This is a genomic window from Paenibacillus sp. ACRRX (genome assembly GCF_022346885.1).
Taxonomy (GTDB): Bacteria; Bacillota; Bacilli; order Paenibacillales; family Paenibacillaceae; genus Paenibacillus_B.
This window is the reverse complement of the sequence record NZ_JAKRNK010000008.1, coordinates 267,043-283,544: the sequence shown is the minus strand read 5'-3', so window position 1 is coordinate 283,544 and position 16,502 is coordinate 267,043. Positions and strand designations below refer to the sequence as shown.

15 protein-coding genes are annotated in these 16,502 nt (G+C 44.0%); 12 read left to right on the top strand and 3 right to left on the bottom strand.

Annotated elements, in window-relative coordinates; genetic code table 11:
* Positions 1 to 125: 125 nt before the first annotated feature.
* Together MH117_RS21650 and MH117_RS21645 are read left to right on the top strand one after the other, a co-directional pair.
* Positions 126 to 890: an ABC transporter ATP-binding protein gene (locus tag MH117_RS21650; RefSeq protein WP_239332401.1), complete on the top strand. Its 765-nt coding sequence runs from the start codon at positions 126 to 128 to the stop codon at positions 888 to 890.
* A gap of 56 nt (positions 891 to 946) precedes the next feature.
* Positions 947 to 2,860 (top strand): ABC transporter permease, encoded by a 1,914-nt coding sequence (locus tag MH117_RS21645; RefSeq protein ID WP_239332375.1) that lies wholly within the window; start codon positions 947 to 949, stop codon positions 2,858 to 2,860.
* Between the two features lie 88 nt (positions 2,861 to 2,948).
* Here MH117_RS21645 and MH117_RS21640 read toward each other — a convergent pair whose 3' ends face one another.
* Complete coding sequence (locus MH117_RS21640; protein ID WP_239332373.1) at positions 2,949 to 3,575, bottom strand: thermonuclease family protein; 627 nt, start codon at positions 3,573 to 3,575, stop codon at positions 2,949 to 2,951.
* 231 nt (positions 3,576 to 3,806) lie between these two features.
* Between MH117_RS21640 and MH117_RS21635 the strand changes: the two genes are divergently transcribed.
* From MH117_RS21635 to MH117_RS21590, 10 genes are all read left to right on the top strand, one after another.
* Positions 3,807 to 5,018 carry a CpaE/TadZ family protein gene (locus tag MH117_RS21635; RefSeq protein ID WP_239332371.1) on the top strand — a complete coding sequence of 404 codons (1,212 nt, stop codon included), beginning with the start codon at positions 3,807 to 3,809 and terminating at the stop codon, positions 5,016 to 5,018.
* A gap of 118 nt (positions 5,019 to 5,136) precedes the next feature.
* A complete protein-coding gene (locus MH117_RS21630; RefSeq protein ID WP_239332400.1) occupies positions 5,137 to 6,312 on the top strand; it encodes a TadA family conjugal transfer-associated ATPase in 1,176 nt (391 codons plus the stop codon).
* Between the two features lie 52 nt (positions 6,313 to 6,364).
* A complete protein-coding gene (locus MH117_RS21625) occupies positions 6,365 to 7,126 on the top strand; it encodes a type II secretion system F family protein (protein WP_239332369.1) in 762 nt (253 codons plus the stop codon).
* 17 nt (positions 7,127 to 7,143) lie between these two features.
* Positions 7,144 to 8,016 (top strand): type II secretion system F family protein, encoded by an 873-nt coding sequence (locus MH117_RS21620; RefSeq protein ID WP_239332367.1) that lies wholly within the window; start codon positions 7,144 to 7,146, stop codon positions 8,014 to 8,016.
* Between the two features lie 29 nt (positions 8,017 to 8,045).
* Positions 8,046 to 8,234: a Flp1 family type IVb pilin gene (locus tag MH117_RS21615; RefSeq protein ID WP_239332365.1), complete on the top strand. Its 189-nt coding sequence runs from the start codon at positions 8,046 to 8,048 to the stop codon at positions 8,232 to 8,234.
* Between the two features lie 32 nt (positions 8,235 to 8,266).
* A complete protein-coding gene (locus tag MH117_RS21610) occupies positions 8,267 to 8,929 on the top strand; it encodes a TadE/TadG family type IV pilus assembly protein (RefSeq protein ID WP_239332363.1) in 663 nt (220 codons plus the stop codon).
* A 75-nt stretch (positions 8,930 to 9,004) separates the two neighbouring features.
* On the top strand, positions 9,005 to 11,227 hold the full coding sequence (locus tag MH117_RS21605) for a TadE/TadG family type IV pilus assembly protein (protein WP_239332362.1): 2,223 nt from the start codon (positions 9,005 to 9,007) through the stop codon (positions 11,225 to 11,227).
* On the top strand, positions 11,184 to 12,194 hold the full coding sequence (locus MH117_RS21600; protein WP_239332360.1) for an AAA family ATPase: 1,011 nt from the start codon (positions 11,184 to 11,186) through the stop codon (positions 12,192 to 12,194). The genes MH117_RS21605 and MH117_RS21600 overlap by 44 nt, the downstream gene beginning before the upstream one ends.
* A 47-nt stretch (positions 12,195 to 12,241) precedes the next feature.
* Entirely contained in the window at positions 12,242 to 12,745 is a 504-nt protein-coding gene (locus MH117_RS21595; protein WP_239332358.1) for an A24 family peptidase, read from the top strand.
* Between the two features lie 65 nt (positions 12,746 to 12,810).
* A complete protein-coding gene (locus MH117_RS21590; RefSeq protein WP_239332356.1) occupies positions 12,811 to 14,730 on the top strand; it encodes a DUF6382 domain-containing protein in 1,920 nt (639 codons plus the stop codon).
* Between the two features lie 98 nt (positions 14,731 to 14,828).
* Here the strand turns inward: MH117_RS21590 and MH117_RS21585 are convergent, their stop codons facing one another.
* Together MH117_RS21585 and MH117_RS21580 are read right to left on the bottom strand one after the other, a co-directional pair.
* On the bottom strand, positions 14,829 to 15,743 hold the full coding sequence (locus tag MH117_RS21585; protein WP_239332354.1) for a TIGR01777 family oxidoreductase: 915 nt from the start codon (positions 15,741 to 15,743) through the stop codon (positions 14,829 to 14,831).
* Positions 15,744 to 15,930: 187 nt separating this feature from the next.
* On the bottom strand, positions 15,931 to 16,398 hold the full coding sequence (locus MH117_RS21580) for a DUF2621 family protein (protein WP_239332352.1): 468 nt from the start codon (positions 16,396 to 16,398) through the stop codon (positions 15,931 to 15,933).
* Positions 16,399 to 16,502: the final 104 nt, after the last annotated feature.

Below are 16,502 nucleotides of genomic sequence, written 5' to 3'. Positions count from 1 at the left end.
ATAATGAACGGTGACAATATTGAAAGGGTAATGAAAGAGAAATCAGACTCTTCTTAGGAAGGATTGGCTTATGCTGATGTTAACAAAGATGAAGCAATAGATAGAGGAGATGAACATAAGTGGAGATGCTCAAAGTCAACAAACTCGTTAAGACTTACGAGGGCAAAGTTGCCACTCCAGTGTTAAAAGGAATTAATTTGGCTGTTCGGCAAGGTGAATTTGTGGGTGTAATGGGCCCTTCTGGAAGTGGCAAGACAACATTGCTTAATATGGTGGCAACGATAGATTCGCCTTCTTCTGGCGAAGTGATGATTAACGGTATGAATCCACACACGTTAAAGAAGGATAAACTGGCGTCTTTCCGTCGCCGTGAGCTTGGGTTTGTGTTTCAATCTTTTAATCTGCTGAACACGTTAACGGTAGAAGAAAATATTGTACTTCCGCTTACGTTGGAAGGTGTTAGCGTTCGCAAAATGAAAAGTGATGCACGATTGCTCGCTGATCGGCTTGGAATTACGCCTATTTTGGATAAGCGCTCGTATGAGATATCCGGTGGCCAGATGCAGCGTACAGCTATTGCCCGGGCAATCATCCATCGTCCGAAGCTGTTGTTGGCAGATGAGCCAACAGGCAACCTGGATTCGAAATCTTCCAAAGATGTAATGGAAACGCTGGAGAATATTAATAAATCGGATGGTACAACGATGATGATGGTTACGCATGATGCGTTTGCAGCGAGTTATTGTGACCGTGTCATTTTTATAAAAGATGGTGAGCTTTACCACGAAATCTTTAACTCGGGCAATCGCCAAGTATTTTTCCAACAAATTATGGATGCCCTGTCTATGATGAGCGCTGATAGCAGCGAATTCTCAACTGTTCGGGTGTAAGTGGGGGCGGCCATCATGAACAAAACAGACGTGTGCATAATTAGGAGGTACCGCAAGTGAATTTCAGACAGTTCGCCTTTAACAACGTGTTCCGCAACAAGCGGACCTACGCCGCTTATTTTTTAAGCAGTGCGTTCTCAGTTATGATCTTTTTTATTTATTCGGTGATTGCCTTTCATCCAGAAATGCAAGAAGGCATGGTTGTTAATTTAGCATCTCAGGCGATGAAAATTGCACAATGGATCGTATACGTATTTTCCTTTTTCTTCATTTTGTATTCAGTTAGCGCCTTCCTGAAGACGCGTCAGCATGAATTTGGCGTGTTGATGATGCAGGGGATGTCCCATCGTCAAATGAATCGGCTTGTCTTTCTTGAGAACATGATTATCGGGATTGCCTCCATCGTTGTAGGTATAGTGGTTGGCCTTGTCATGGCTAAAGTTGGCCTGATGGTGGGCGGTAATATGATGGATGTTCAGCTAAGCTACTACATTGCGCCTAAAGCATTAACGCTTACGGGTGGGTCCTTTTTTATTTTGTTTATTGTTATTTCCTTCTTAACGCAATTTATGATTGGCAAGAGCAAAGTGATTCAATTGCTCCAAGGTACAAACAAGCCTAAGCCAGAGCCGAAAGCTTCCTTATTGCTATCTCTGTTGTCAGCTATATTGCTTGGAGGCGGTTATTTCTTGGCAGCAACTGCAAATGCCGGGACGATCGGAATATTAATGCTGCCGGTCATTGTAATGACGATTATTGGATCTTATTTCTTATTTACACAACTTAGTGTATTTATTATTAATTTGATGAAGAAGAACCGCAATTTATTCTGGCGTCGAACTAACTTAATTACCATCTCGGATCTCGCATATCGGATGAAAGATAACGCACGTATGTTCTTTATGGTATGTATTGTGTCCACAGTTGCTTTCTGTGCAGTCGGTTCGCTGGCTTCCTTCGGCGTACTAGGCAAGCAGACGGAACTTAGTTATCCGTTTCAGGTAAGTTATTTGTCTAAAGGTGATAACAAGAAGGCGAATGAGCATCTGAACAGTATTGAAGTTGGTTTAAAAAATGCGAATGCTAAATATGATAAAGTGACTACATTGGTGCTTTATCAGACTAGTAAGCAGAGTGAAAGTGGAATTAGCTTGCTAAGTGCTTCGGAATATAATAAGCTCGCGGCTGTGCTTCATATTGACCCTGTTCAACTTAAAGGCAATGATGCGATGGTCCTGCCGCACAACTTCGAGTATAAAAAAGTACTTGGTACGGGTAAGCGGGACATCACTTTAAAAGAGTCAGGCATTAAGCTTCATTCAATTGGTGTGGCAGAAGGCCCTGTAATTAGTCAGGGCATGGGCTCAAACTGGGCTGTCATTAGTGATGAAGCAGCGGAAATAATTCAAGGTTCTTCTAAGAAAGGAATCGTAACCGGTTATCATCTTGATAATTGGGAGGATGCAAAGGGTGTTGGCCAGAATATTAATGAGGAGCTTAAGTCCTGGTACGAAGCACATGCAGAGGATCGGGAGGCAAGTTCGAGCTTTGACTTTAATTCACTTGCAGATTCGCTTGCAATGCAGAATCAGATGTACAGCATTATGATGTTCTCGGCGTTACTGGTAGGTGCTGTATTCTTTATCGCTTCGGGAAGCTTCTTGTATTTCCGATTATATACCGATCTGGAACAAGATAAAGAACGCTACAAAGCAATTGGAAAAATTGGTCTTAAGGATAAAGAACTAAGCAAGATAGCGACTACTCAGCTGCTGTTATTGTTCTTTATACCGATTATTGTAGCCATTATCCACAGTGTATTTGCCTTTATGGCTTTGCAAAGCTTGATGGATCTATCAATTGCTGGACAGGCTTTTAAAGTGTTAGGTGGTTTTACAGTTGCTCAGATTGTTTACTTTATGGCAATCCGCTGGCGTTATATGAAACATTTGCGTGAAGCATTGCATTAAAGTCAGAAAAGTCGCTTATGGAAAAGGAGCCCTTGCGGGGGCTCCTTTTTGTTTGTGCTCTGATGTTGTTTATTTGGTAGTGAGTGTGTTAGTGTCCTGACGTCTTAGCATGGCTGGGGGTGCGACTTGGCTTTAATTCATTTTTATCAGATCCCCATAAGCCTTTCTTATGCTTTCTGGCCTTACGCTCAAGCTGTACGAAGTGCTCCGCATACATAACGTTAGGTGGGATTGTCATCGCATTGGCGTAACCTTCAGTCACTAAAGTTTCGTTAAACATTTGGGAGTGATTATGTATAAATACATAACGCAGGAGTCTGCCGTATTTGTCTGTATTTCCGGTGTCTGAAAATAAGTATACCTGCTTGCCTGTCAGCTGTTCTTTAGTGAATTGGCTGGCTTCCTTGCCGTAATACTGAACCTTACCATGAGTTTCGGGGGTATTTACCCCAATAAGCCTAACTTTATGGCCTGATTTGGTTACAAATGTATCCCCATCTACGACACGTTGTACGGTGTCTGACTCATATGTTTTACCTTTAAGTTCAGGATAGTTTTGAATCAGCTCCTGAACGATGGATTTAGAGTTCCCATCTGTTGAAGAAACACAGCCAGCTAAGAGAAAGGCTGCAACCGTAGGTATGATCATATACTTCACTAGCAGCGCAAGCATGTGGGAGGGCAAGAACGCTCGTTTTTGGTTGGTATGATGCATGTTTTTATCTCTCCTTCTTCTAACAGTATGACAAAACTTCGTGGTGGGAAGCAAGGTTGATAGTAGGAATGGTAGAAATAACCTAATGTTGCTATTGCAATATGGGTAAATTTATGATATCTTATGGTCAATCTTAATATGAGTCGTGAACGGAAGAACCGTCATGAAGCGATAAGCCGCATTAGAGGCTGAAGCTTTATGACGGTTTTTTTGCGTTCCTGAGGAGGGAGTATGTCACATTTCGGTAAACAGGACTGGATTATGGCGTTGCCAGATAAGCGTCTAATTGATTGCATCTATGATTACTGGAAGCATAGTGTTTATGCGGATGAAGTGCGTCTTCGTGTATTTTCACAGCTGGACACGCTTCAACATTATTTGACCCTCCAATCGGATGCCCTGCTGCTGGTCGTTGCTGCGGGATGGTTGAGCGAACTTCAACAATATCCGGATTGGACCCGAATTAAGAATGCTATGCAAGTTGTGGTGATGTCCGAGCAGTTGTCAGCTGCTAATGCAACGGAGCCCACAGTTACTCCTTACCAGCCTCTATCGAAGTTATTCGAGCAATTATGTTCTATTGCTCCGCGTGATGGTTCCAATCTATTAAGAGTAGTAGATCAGGAGGGAGCAGTTAGCAGCCATACTCGAGTATTAACTGTATGTTCGGCAGGCGGTGGCAGTGGCAAGACGACTATAGCTTTTCATTTAGCTAGGCATGCATCAGCCTGTGGACAACGGGTATTTTATTGGAATCTGGAAATGTTGCAGGATTGGAAGTCTCTCCTTGATCATCCCGAGGCAGGGGATTGCTCCACGAATGTAAATAGCTTTTCTAAGCTTCTCTATCATTTACGATCAGCGATAGAGAAGCCACCCAGTATATTAGTTGATTCCTACACAGTCGAGATTCCGGCGATTCGTGCGACGACCTTTGCATATGCTTGCCGCCATGAAGAGTGGGAGGTTCTTGATGGCAATATGTTCAGTATGCTGTTGGAGTGGCTAACAGATACGAGGCGGTTTGATTTAATTATTATTGATACCGGCGTTATGAACAGGTGTATTACTGCTGCACAGTTCAAGAGTCAGGCTATTGTATATCTGCTCCTGGATGATTTTCCTCTACTAAGCAAGACAGAACAGTGGATGCAGCAGCAAGGAATGGAAGTTCCAGACTGGTCGGCGCAAGTGCTTCCACGAACTAAGTTTATTGTGAACCGATATATGGGAGCGATGCTTAATCGATGGAACAGTCAAGAAGTGAAGATTAGCGGGTTTCTACCTTATATTCCATCCTGGAAGCAGCTTCATCGACAAGAGCAGTGGTTTAGCTCTGCCGTGTTTCAGGCAGCCTTGGAAGAGTGGATTGGTGTACACCTGCCCTGGCTGGTGCGAGGGGGGAAGGTATCAGATGAAGAAAATATTCGGTATGGCTATTAATCGGAATAAGATGTTCACAGAACAAGCAGAAGTAATTGATTCTGCAAATGAAGCCGAGCGAGATAAGCGTATTGATCTGGAAGGACTCTATTTGGATATACGACAACATGTAAGGAGCATGATGGAATGGGAGGAGAACATAGAGGACGCTGTCCTCTATAGAAGAATTGAGAACGCCTTGTTTGCACAGCCATTGGCAAGCAGTTTAACTTCTACAGAGATGATCAGCGTTGTACGACGGGTCTTTTATTCTTTTCGTGGCCTAGATGCGCTGCAACCATTAGTCGATGATCCTGCAATTACGGAGATTATGGTAAATAGTCACGAGGAAATATTTATTGAGCGTGGCGGGAATATGGAGCAGCTAACGATGCAGTTTGAGAGCAGGGATAAGCTCGAAGATGTCATTCAGTCTGTAGTATCCAGAGTGAATCGTGTAGTGAACGAGTCTTCGCCTATTGTCGATGCCCGACTAAGTGATGGTTCAAGGGTGCACATCGTACTTCCGCCTGTCGCATTAAAGGGACCGACGGTCACGATCCGCAAGTTTCCAGCGAAACCGATGACGATTGAGTCACTTGTTCATCAAGGAGCTCTCAGTAATGTGGCTGCAGAGTTTCTGCAAATATTAGTGCGCGCGAAGTACAACTTGTTTATTAGTGGCGGGACAGGCTCTGGTAAGACGACATTCCTTAATGCATTATCGCAGTATATTCCGTCCACTGAGCGTGTCATTACGATAGAAGACGCTGCCGAACTTCAGATCCTGACAGTGCCTAACCTTGTTGCATTAGAGACACGTAATGCGAATACGGAGGGCAAAGGTGCAATGGCGATGAAAGATCTCATACGTGCTGCGCTCAGGATGAGACCGAATCGTATCGTTGTTGGAGAAGTGCGAGGGGGAGAGGCTCTGGATATGCTCCAAGCCATGAATACTGGTCATGATGGGAGCTTGTCCACCGGCCATGCTAATGGTGCTAGGGATATGCTAAGTCGGTTGGAAACGATGGTTCTTAGTGGGACGAATATGCCTCTGCCTGTCATTCGTCAGCAGATTGCGTCTGCACTTGATGTAATTGTACATTTAGCCAGACTCCGAGATGGGTCACGGAAAGTGATGGAAATAGCCGAAGTTGAAGGTATTAAGGGAGGTGAGATTGTATTGTCACCACTTTATGTCTTTGAGGAGCATGAGGAACGGGATGGAGTTATCTATGGACAGTTGGAGCAAAAGAAGGAGCTTCTTCATCGTTGGAAGCTGAAGATGGCTGGGATGAGACTGCCTGAATAGGATGCAGTCTACCTTGGGATAGAATTGCAGTTGGATCAGGAGAGTGGAATAGTTGAAGAGGAAAAGTCAGTCTCTGCCCAATTATTCGGTCTATAAGATGTCACTTAGACAGTATGTGTTTGCTAGTTTCATTGGGGTCACTGCAATGTGTCTAGTCGGATATTTGTTCTACCAACATTGGCTAGGCGTGCTTGTTATCGGAGCGATTGGCTTTCGATATCCGCGTATCCGCACAAGAGAGTTGCTTAACAGGCGCAGATCACAGCTAACGAATCAGTTCAAGCAGGCTTTGTATTCACTAAGCTCTTCGTTGTCTGCCGGTCGATCATTGGAGAATGCGTTTAAGGAAGCGATTCATGATCTGACGCTGCTATATCCTGGGGTTGATGTGGACGTTATACGAGAACTACGTATTATAAGTTCCCGGATGGATAATGGGGAACCAATGGAGCAAGCGCTGTTGGACTTTAGCTTACGCGCGAATCAAGACGACATCTCAAATTTTGCAGATGTAATCGTTACCTGTAAGCGTATGGGAGGTGACTTGATTGAAGTGGTCAGGAGAACTTCCTCCGTTATTGGTCAGAAGATGGATGTCATGCTGGAAATAGAAGTGTTAGTGGCACAGAAGAAGCTAGAGATGAAGGCGATGATGGTTGCACCTTTTATATTCATTGGATTGCTTAAAATGAGTGCTGCTGATTTTCTAATGCCGCTGTATGAAGGGGCAGGCAGAATGATTGCCACAGTTGCCCTTGTGTTATTGTTTTTTGGGATTTGGCTTATTAGCAGGATGATGGATATTCGAGTTTAGACAGGAGGAAGTCCATTTTGTCCAAAGGTGTTTGGTTAGTGGCGGCGATCGCATGCTTTGGAGTGTTATGGTTCGCTAACAGGCGTACAAAGACTGTGTATCAGGAAATTGTGCGTTTATCGGCTTCTAAGAAGTTGGCTTTATGGCTCCCTATCTTTCTCCATTTGATTACGTTTATCCAATCATCTCTCGATACACATCCGCTCCTTGTATCGATCCGACAAGCTTTGTACCAATTACATGGACCCACCCAGTCCTACAATCAATTTCGATTGTTTATGGCAGAACTTACGTTCATTGCCTATGTTGGAATACCTTTAGGTTTTTTATTTACAGCAATGACCGATGGCAGGATAACAAACATGACAGGGGGAGGCCTATTAGCACTACTGTTAATACTTGCCCGTGTTAAAGATGTGTTAAACAAAGCCGAACGGAAACGTCAGGAGCTCCAAATGGAACTGCCAGAATTGCTAAGTAAACTGACATTATTAGTACAAGCGGGCGAAACGGTACAGAAGGCGCTATATACTTGTGTGCAGCGAAAGTCCAGGCAATTGGAGCATCCACTATATAAAGAGCTGGATCGAATGATGAAGGACGTACAGAACGGATATGCGTTTGTACAAGCGTTGGAACAGTTTTCTAAGAGGTGCGCCACACAGGAAGTAGCGATGTTTTCTACAACCTTACTTATTAATCAACGTCGGGGTGGGGCATCATTTGTTCTTGCAATGGAAGAGCTGGGAAGACAGCTCTGGGATAAACGTAAAGCGGTAGCACGCAAGCGTGGAGAAGAAGCATCAACCAAGCTTATTTTACCGATGATGCTGATGTTTCTGGTTATTTTAGCAGTAGTAGGCGGACCAGCATTCCTTATGATGAAGTAATAACGTGAACATTTGAGAGGAGAATATAGATGCAAAGTTGGGTACATGCAACAACTAAGTCGATATTGCAGGACGAAGATGGACTGGGCATGGTGGAGCTAGTCGTAATTATTGCGATTATCGTTGTGATCGCCATTATTTTTAGAAATGAAATTACTAATTTTATTAAAAGTTTGTTTGTGAAAGCAAGCAATAAGTCAGAGGAAATCTTTAAGTAATGTTCCTTAACAAGCGCAGGAAGCCAGGTGAGATGTGGCGAGGCATAAAGAATGAGAATGGCTCAATGATTATTGAGGCATCTGTTGTATTCCCGATCATCCTTTATTGCTCGTTGGCGATGATATTTATGGGTATGTTTGTGTTTTTAAAGGTAATGGTGTCACATGCTGCTCTTTTAGTCGCTGATCGGGCTGCTATCGTTTGGACCAATAGCAGCAAAGACCCCAAGACTGGATTTTTTCCCAATCATACTTATGATCCGTTATATTGGCGTCTATATCAAGATCAGCTTCTAGATCGAGTGTTGGATATCGGCACGCAACGAGATAACTTTAATGTACATATCCCAAGCAGGATAGGGAGCAGCTTAGCTACAAAGAAGCTGCACAGCGCAGCCGCCTTTGTGCCTCTGCTCTACACAGGCAATGTGCAATTTAACAATTTGCTTATGGAGCGCACTGTAAATGCTTCGCTGGCCAGTCCTATGTTTGATTATTCTGTAGGGCGAATGATCGATCAGGAGATCAATATAGATGGTGAAGCGGTCAGTGCTGTTGTAGAACCTGCAGAATTTATACGAACCGTAGAATTTGTTAGATATATGACGGTAAAGCTGAGGTCTCTAACTCAATTTGGTGCCGATCCTCGCCAAGCGGGGCAACTTATAAAGAATGTTGTATCTGCCCCACCATGACATTTATGAAGAGCGAGGATAATATGTATGTTTTGTTTATGTAGGTGGCTCAACACAATTGCTAGGTTGCTAGTCTTGAGGAGGCAGAGAATTGTATATAGTGAGCGAGGCGCGGTCTCTGTTTTCCTCATATTTGTGATTATGGTTGTATTTACACTTATGTCTGTGCTGATTGATTATGCACGTATTGCAGCCTTAGAATGGAGAACTGAAGCAGCAGCCCAGACGGCTGCGCGTTCAGTGATGTCGGCTTACGACCCAGAAGTACAACAGCGCTACGGATTATTTGCGTATGGTCAGACAGACCCCACTCATATTGTAGAGGTCGTGCTGAATAATCATATTCCGCATACAGATGAGGATACTTTTTCCTGGGTCAACATGGAGATTAGGAGTCACGAGACCGAAGTGCTGCGACCTTTGGGAAGACTAGAAGAGTTTGAGCATCAAGTACAGGAAGTGATGAAGTATAGGGCTCCAGTCCAGATTGCTTATGAGCTCATAGGCAAGATGAAACCTTTGTCAGGAGCGATGAAGGAAGCTGTGCAAGCAACTGAACTGCTGCACAGCATTAAAAGGGATGTTGACGAGCGTAATGATGAACTCGAACAAGTACTCAAGTTGCAGAAGCAAGCACGAGATACAGCAGCTGATGCAGGAGCAAAGCAACTGCTCACACAGAATAATCAGCTCGGGCTATCCGATAGGCCAATAGGCCCCGTAACGACTGCATCAGACATTGTGTCACAATATAATGATTATTTGGACAAGTTAGCAGATAGTGAGGTTATCGAAAAGACGGGACATAAGAAGTATCAACAATTAATTAGCAGGTTTGAAATAGAAGCGCGCCGGCTGGCACAACTTTTGGAACGGAAGGTGAGTGCCGCGAGTGAGCAACAGACAGAAAGTCTTAAAGAAGCTAAACAAACTTTGAATAGAGTGTACGATAAGAATGTATTAATTAGGGACAGGATTCGGCAAGTAAGGGCAACTAGTCAAGGTCAAGGCTATGATCAAGTTCAACAATCCTCTACAGGGCAAACAGTTAGCAACGAGGATGAGAGAACAGTTATTCGTAAGTTTAAAGAATCAATTGATTCACTCGTATTAGAAGATGGTTTTTTTGTAAGATATGAAGCGGAATTACACACACAGGCACAACAGTTTGCTTCTATTGCCCATGAAGTTAATCTGTTTCAGAAACTTGTGAATTCAATACCCGAGAAGGGATCAAAGGTTGACTTGCAAGACTCAGTTACTAATATGTGGAACCTGTGGACGGTGTATGAACAAGACTATATCCGTAGTTCAGGTAATTTGATTCAAGAAAAGGAGAAAGAAGTACGACAAATCACGGGTAGTGATTCTCAACGCCGGAGATTAGATAAAGAAACGAAGCAGGAGCTTGGTAAAGTGTCAGATCTACTCGGATCATTAAGGAAGATAAATGCCAAGCTTAAAGAACACCAAGCTGTATTTGATGAGGTAAAGCAGAAAGCAGATCAGATCAAATTATTCAATAAGAGGGAACACCATGCTGATTTACAAGTCGGCGGTGTTGAAAGTGACCCCACTGAGCAAGTCGCTGCTTCAATGGACGGTATTACTGCCTTGTATAGCAACTTGGGGAGTATGGTTAATGGAGCAAGGGATCGTTTATTCCGTAATGAGTATGCCTTCTTGTATTTCAACAGCTATGATCCCACGAAGTTGAAGTCTTTGCTCCATGAGAGTCAGCCATCACATGAATTGCTGCAATCGTTAAGCATTAATAATCAGGAATTAGAATATGTTATGTACGGCTGGGCAGATCCTGCCGCGAATTTAGCAGCAGCTTATGGCGAAATATTTTCACTAAGATTGGCAGTTCGTACAATGGAGGGTATTGTTCAGTCCGCTCATATGGTTCATCCTATGGTGATTCTAGCTTCAGCCGTATTATACGGTGTACGAATGGCATTTCAAGACATGATTGCACTGATGACTAAGAATGAAGTTCCTCTATCTGCATATGCACCTATGGTAAATTTGTCCTATAGTGATTTCTTACGGTTATTTATGATGCTGCACGGAGATAAGGAGCAAATGTCAATACGTATGCTTGCACTTATACATAACAATACAGATTTGGATCCTATTGTGAGAGGAACATATGGTCAGACAGACTTAAAGGCACGGATGAAACTGTGGTTTCTTCCAGGTGTCATTAAGCTTCTTGGTGAATCTGGATTAATAGGAGGGCAAATTGCAGATGGATATTATGAAGCGACACGCCGCTCTGTATTTGCCTACTAGATTAAAGAAGCCAGCTTATTCGTTTGGATCAAAGTGGGAGAGGTCAGATGGTGGAATCATCCTGGAAGCGGCCATACTGTTGCCGATGGTTCTTTTACTCTTCTTATTTTTCATTTATATGATACAAGCAGCCCTAATAGCAACTGCTTTACAGTCAAGTGCTTCGAATTCAGTGAAAATGGTCGCTGCCCACATGTATCCTGTCGTATTAGCATTACAAAATGATGAATCGAGTAGTGGAGGTTCACACGATAATAAAATTCCCCGTCCTCCGGCAATGGCGATGCGCCTAACAGTTAATGAATTTGGGCAGAAATTTGGGAACATGCTTCCGCATCCTGCAGCAGATTGGGTACAAGATATAGGGCAGTGGGCAGGTCAATATGCTGAGTCATTAGGGGAGCAGGCGCAGGCTGTGCTTGGACAAGCATTGTTTCAACCGTTGTTAGCGCGTTACGGAGTACAAGGAGTATTAACGCCGAGTCGTATTCGTGTTACACATTTAAAATTGCCTGACTTAAAGGAGAAGAAAGAGCCTTATATTGCACTTGAGCTTGAATATGATTTACCGATGCGTGTACCTCTATTAATGAATACAGTGACGTTGAAGGCGCGAGCGGCAGAGCGTGTCTGGATCGGGGATAGCCCTTTATCAGGTTCAGTTACGAATCCCACGCAGAAAGATAAACCAATACCCCAAATCATTAGGCTGGAGCCCAATCCACTGAAGCCATGGGGAATGGCAAGACTAATAGCCAAGGCAGCTCCGCATGAACGGATTAAGCTTATGGTGTACTACAAGAGTGGTGAGAGCATAGCCAAGGGGCTTGAATGGAAGCATGCAGATGCTGAAGGAAATGTGGTTTGGGAGTGGAACGTATCGGGCCATACTTCTGCAGGAATTTGGCGGCTGCAGGTTATAACGGAAAGTGGCATGTCAGCTGATATGAATTTTCAGGTGCAGTAGCTACAGAATTAGATCTACAGATTAGATGTGGAAGGAGGAGGTCGTCATTGCAGTTAGCCGAGGGAGCAACTGCCGTATTGCTGATAGCGGCTGGCGTTGCGGATATACGGACTCGTAAAATACCTAACAAGCTTAATCTGACCGCAGTTGTGACAGCATTATTGTATTACGCTGTTGTTGATGGGACGAAAGGTATAGTAACAAGTGGATTGGGACTTCTCAGCGGCTTCGGGTTATTACTACTGCTATACATAGGCCGGGCAGTAGGCGCTGGCGATGTAAAGTTATTTGCTGCGCTCGGTGCATGGATGGGTAGTTATTTTGTGTGGAACACATTTTTCTACTCCATCTTATATGGTGGAGTGATTGCTTCAATATACTTGTTGTATCACTATCGATCATTAGGTAGACGATTTGTTCAGATGGTGCTGCTGTTTATTGGGGTGAAATCCTTTGATATGCTTCGAGAGACCGTAATTCGACCTTCTACTTTTCCGTTCATGCTGGCAGTGATTCCAGCAGCGCTGACTGTACATTTTATGGACATGTGATGGCGATAAAGGACCGCGTTTGCCTTGAATTGGAGGAGGGCATGATTGTTGAAAAGGAGTGAGACATGTCAACGACATATGGGTATCATGGAGACTTTGTAAATGAGGTTACTTTGTGCATGAAGCTGTTGAGAGACCCGCCAGTAAAGTCAGATGAACTAGATGTCCATCCCATAAGGATGATGCGCCAGTGCCCGGTTCCTCATTTGCTTGAGTTGGATGTTCGAGAGATCGATTATAATGTGCAACTGATCTATGATATTAGCGGCAAGAAGATGCTTCAGCAGCAGCTTCGTAGTGAATCCATAGCTGAATTGCAATATTATGAGCTCTTGTTGCAATTATTGGGGATTGTTGAGGAATGTCGAACGTATTTGCTGCATCCAAACCAACTGCTGCTGCACGAGCAATTTGTGTTCATAGAGGGTGGATTATCTCATGGTAGATTATACGTCCCTTATGTTCCCTTGCAGCAGGCGATTCATGAGCACGCAGCTTTGCATGGAATTCAACATTTGGCTGTTCAATTGTCGGGGAACGTTCATTCCTGGAGTGGCGATAGGTTTCAACGTGTCATTCGTATGCTGAACGATGGCAGCTACTCCCTATCCCAAGTTCGACATTTCCTGCAATGTATTCTATCCCCAACTACTCAAGAATCAACGTATGATAATAATAGTCAAGCACAGCCGGCCCATTCAGAAATGTCTACACCTATCCAGCGAGAGCGTGTCAATAGGCTTAACAAAGAGGGGCTAAACGATGAACCTCGACCACATTTTAGCAATCCCGAGAATCTGCCAGTAAGTGCAGCTTCTCCAATTCACTTAAAGAACGGTCGGCAGAATAGGTCTTCAGGACATGAGCGATACCCAATGAATAGAATCGTTGAACCTGAGAGAGGAGATAGATATTCCAGGTTAGGGGAACAGGAAAAGACAGAAAGACGTGCGTGGAACGTGCAGGAGAGGATTGCTGACAATGGGGATATCGATTATCAGGCAAACGCGGTGCTGAAGGGCTCGGGTATTATCGGTGCAGCCATTTCAATTCTTATCTTGACGGCAGGTTGGGGATTAGGTTATTTAAGACGTAACGATAATTTAGGTATGGTATTAAGCTGTGGTACCACTTTAATTGGTTTATGGTTCGGCTGGGCATGGAAGAAAGGTTGGGTTTTTTCCTTGCTCTCGCATTTGCGTGATCGAGTATTTTTACAGCGCACAGATCATACTGATCCGGGGAGCGTTGAGCTTCCTGACTTTGCCTCGATTGAGCTGACATCTCAATTGAGTGACAGAGCAATAGATAGGTCAGAGCATCAGAATTATAGCGGGCGTCCTGAGCATGGTTTGGATACGAGGGATTGCACATCGGAGCGTGTTGCTGCAGCTTCCCTGTTTAAGGATGGGATGAGAACGGGAAGTTATGCGGAATATCCTTCTACTTATACAACCAAGTTTTCAAATGATTATGAGCCTATTAATCCTTTGCTGCAAACGATGCAGCAAAAAGAAATAGAGCTTGTAAATAAAGAGAGTTCTGCTAATATGTCAGACCAGCATTACGAAGCTCTTCCGTTTCAGACGACAATGATAGGTATGTCAAATCCGGATGCAACGATGATGTTGGATGATATTGTGCACGCAGGGCAAGGACGTCAAGGTGTGAAGCGTGTAATGATAGAACGGCTTGGCGACGATAACAGGACTGTAATTGATTCCATTGAAGCTAATGAGTGGCCTTTTGTCATAGGGCGGGCTGATCAAGGTGTGCATTATTACATTCCGCAGATGGGTATTTCTAAGCTGCATTGTGAGTTAATTAATGAAGAGACGCATATCAGTATTAAAGATCTGGGTTCAAAGAATGGAACGGAACTCCAAGACGAACTGCTGATTCCCTATAAGTCTTATCTGATTCAGAACGGAGATTGCTTTAAGATAGGGACCTCTATGCTCAGGATGGTTGTAAGAGACGGTTGAACAGCAAGTACGATATGGTAATGGCAAGTATGGCTATACAAGTTGTAAGGGCTATTTCGTCAGGCGGGATGCTGCTGACGAAATAGCCCTTATAATTTCTAATTATATAATGCGGTTTGTCGTAGAGCTCGAAGGGCGCGCTCCACGGAACCATATTGAAATGTGAACCCATGCTCCAACGCTTTGGAAGGGTATACGCGCTGACCCTCAAGCAGAAGTAATGACATTTCGCCTAACAATAAGCGCAGTGACCAAGCGGGAAGAGGCAGCCAGAAAGGGCGACTGTATACGTTGGCTATTGCCCGCCCAAACTCTTCATTCGTCACCGATTCCGGAGCGGAAGCGTTCACAACACCGCTCAAACTCGCGTCTTTAACGACAAAGTCAATCAGCTGAACCAGATCATCAATATGTATCCATGAGAAAGGCTGCTTCCCGCTGCCTATGCTTCCCCCTATACCTAATTTAAAGGGCAGCAGCATTTTGGGGTAAGCTCCATCGTCAGTAGACAGGACGGGGGCGATTCTTAACTTAACAGTCCGCTTGGCAGGTATGGAATCTGCACTGGCCTCCCATTGACGAACCACATCTGCCAAGAAATCATCTCCGTCAGGTGGACTTGTCTCGTCAAACACACCGGTTAAGGAGGAACCGTAAACGGATGATCCAGAGGCACTAATAAATAAAGGAAGCGGGTTGCCTATTGATTGTACCCACTCATTTAGCCGCCTGGCAGGCATAATTCGTGAAGCGACGATTCTATTCTTGGCTGACTCGGTCCACCTTTGGTTAATTGTTTCGCCTGCCAGATTCACCGCTACATCTATGTTCTGACATGACGTAGACTTCTTTAAGTCAGCCCAACGCAGAAAAGAGGGCTGCTTACCTTGAAAGCTGCGTCGGGGAGCGGAGTGGGATCTGGTGATGATGACAACCTCATGACCTTCATTGAGCCACCATTCAGCCAACGCGTGTCCTACTAAACCTGTGCCGCCAGTGATTAACATTTTCATACCATTCCTCCTTCCCTTGTTACTCACCAAACCATTTCCTATTCGATCTGACTGTGTTTGTGTGGAGAAGGACATATTAACAAACCAATGAAGTTGAACAAGATATGCATGTATAGGTGATAGGTTAGAGCATTCATGGACTGCGGACCCGCTATATGTGCTTTCCAAGGAAGAATTTAAAAGCCAATCATTTTAATAAATGTTCAAATCGGGAATAATCTATCTTGTGACGCTTTAAATTCTTGACGAGATAAGAGTAATCCCGTCGTGGGGTCGCTTTAATGTAACCTTCGATACAATGATCACGTGTTACTTCAGTTGCGCCGCTCTCTACAGCAACCTGTCCGATCTTGGCAGCAATGGTATGCTTGGCAATATCACGGAACGCTTGCGGAACGGGATCGACAAGCAACTGTAGGAAATCCCTAGTATCATCGGTCCATAAGGGGCGACTTTTCTCCACCCAATAGTTTTGCCAGTCAAGCTTGGACTTGCCGTCTTTCATGGGTAATACTTTCATAAACTTGCGAAACATAAAAAATCCGCCTATTGCCATAAAGCCAATCATAACAAATCCCCAGAAGGCGATCGAATTCATAAACCAATTCGGAGGAGTGGTGCTGGCGAGCGGCAATAAAATGTGAACTGTGTACATATAAGGATCACCTCGAGGTCATTACCTAAATTTACAAGTGCAACTATACGAATTATACCGCATTCCTAGATTTATTTCGATATTACCTGTAAAATAAGGGACAT

Excerpts from the sequence above, each read along its gene's own strand:
- MH117_RS21650 (WP_239332401.1), top strand. The coding sequence starts at position 126 with ATGCTCAAAGTCAACAAACTCGTTAAGACTTACGAGGGCAAAGTTGCC.
- MH117_RS21640 (WP_239332373.1), bottom strand. The coding sequence starts at position 3,575 with ATGCATCATACCAACCAAAAACGAGCGTTCTTGCCCTCCCACATGCTT.
- MH117_RS21635 (WP_239332371.1), top strand. The coding sequence starts at position 3,807 with ATGTCACATTTCGGTAAACAGGACTGGATTATGGCGTTGCCAGATAAG.
- MH117_RS21630 (WP_239332400.1), top strand. The coding sequence starts at position 5,137 with ATGATGGAATGGGAGGAGAACATAGAGGACGCTGTCCTCTATAGAAGA.
- MH117_RS21615 (WP_239332365.1), top strand. The coding sequence starts at position 8,046 with ATGCAAAGTTGGGTACATGCAACAACTAAGTCGATATTGCAGGACGAA.
- MH117_RS21610 (WP_239332363.1), top strand. The coding sequence starts at position 8,267 with ATGTGGCGAGGCATAAAGAATGAGAATGGCTCAATGATTATTGAGGCA.
- MH117_RS21600 (WP_239332360.1), top strand. The coding sequence starts at position 11,184 with ATGGATATTATGAAGCGACACGCCGCTCTGTATTTGCCTACTAGATTA.
- MH117_RS21590 (WP_239332356.1), top strand. The coding sequence starts at position 12,811 with ATGTCAACGACATATGGGTATCATGGAGACTTTGTAAATGAGGTTACT.
- MH117_RS21585 (WP_239332354.1), bottom strand. The coding sequence starts at position 15,743 with ATGAAAATGTTAATCACTGGCGGCACAGGTTTAGTAGGACACGCGTTG.
- MH117_RS21580 (WP_239332352.1), bottom strand. The coding sequence starts at position 16,398 with ATGTACACAGTTCACATTTTATTGCCGCTCGCCAGCACCACTCCTCCG.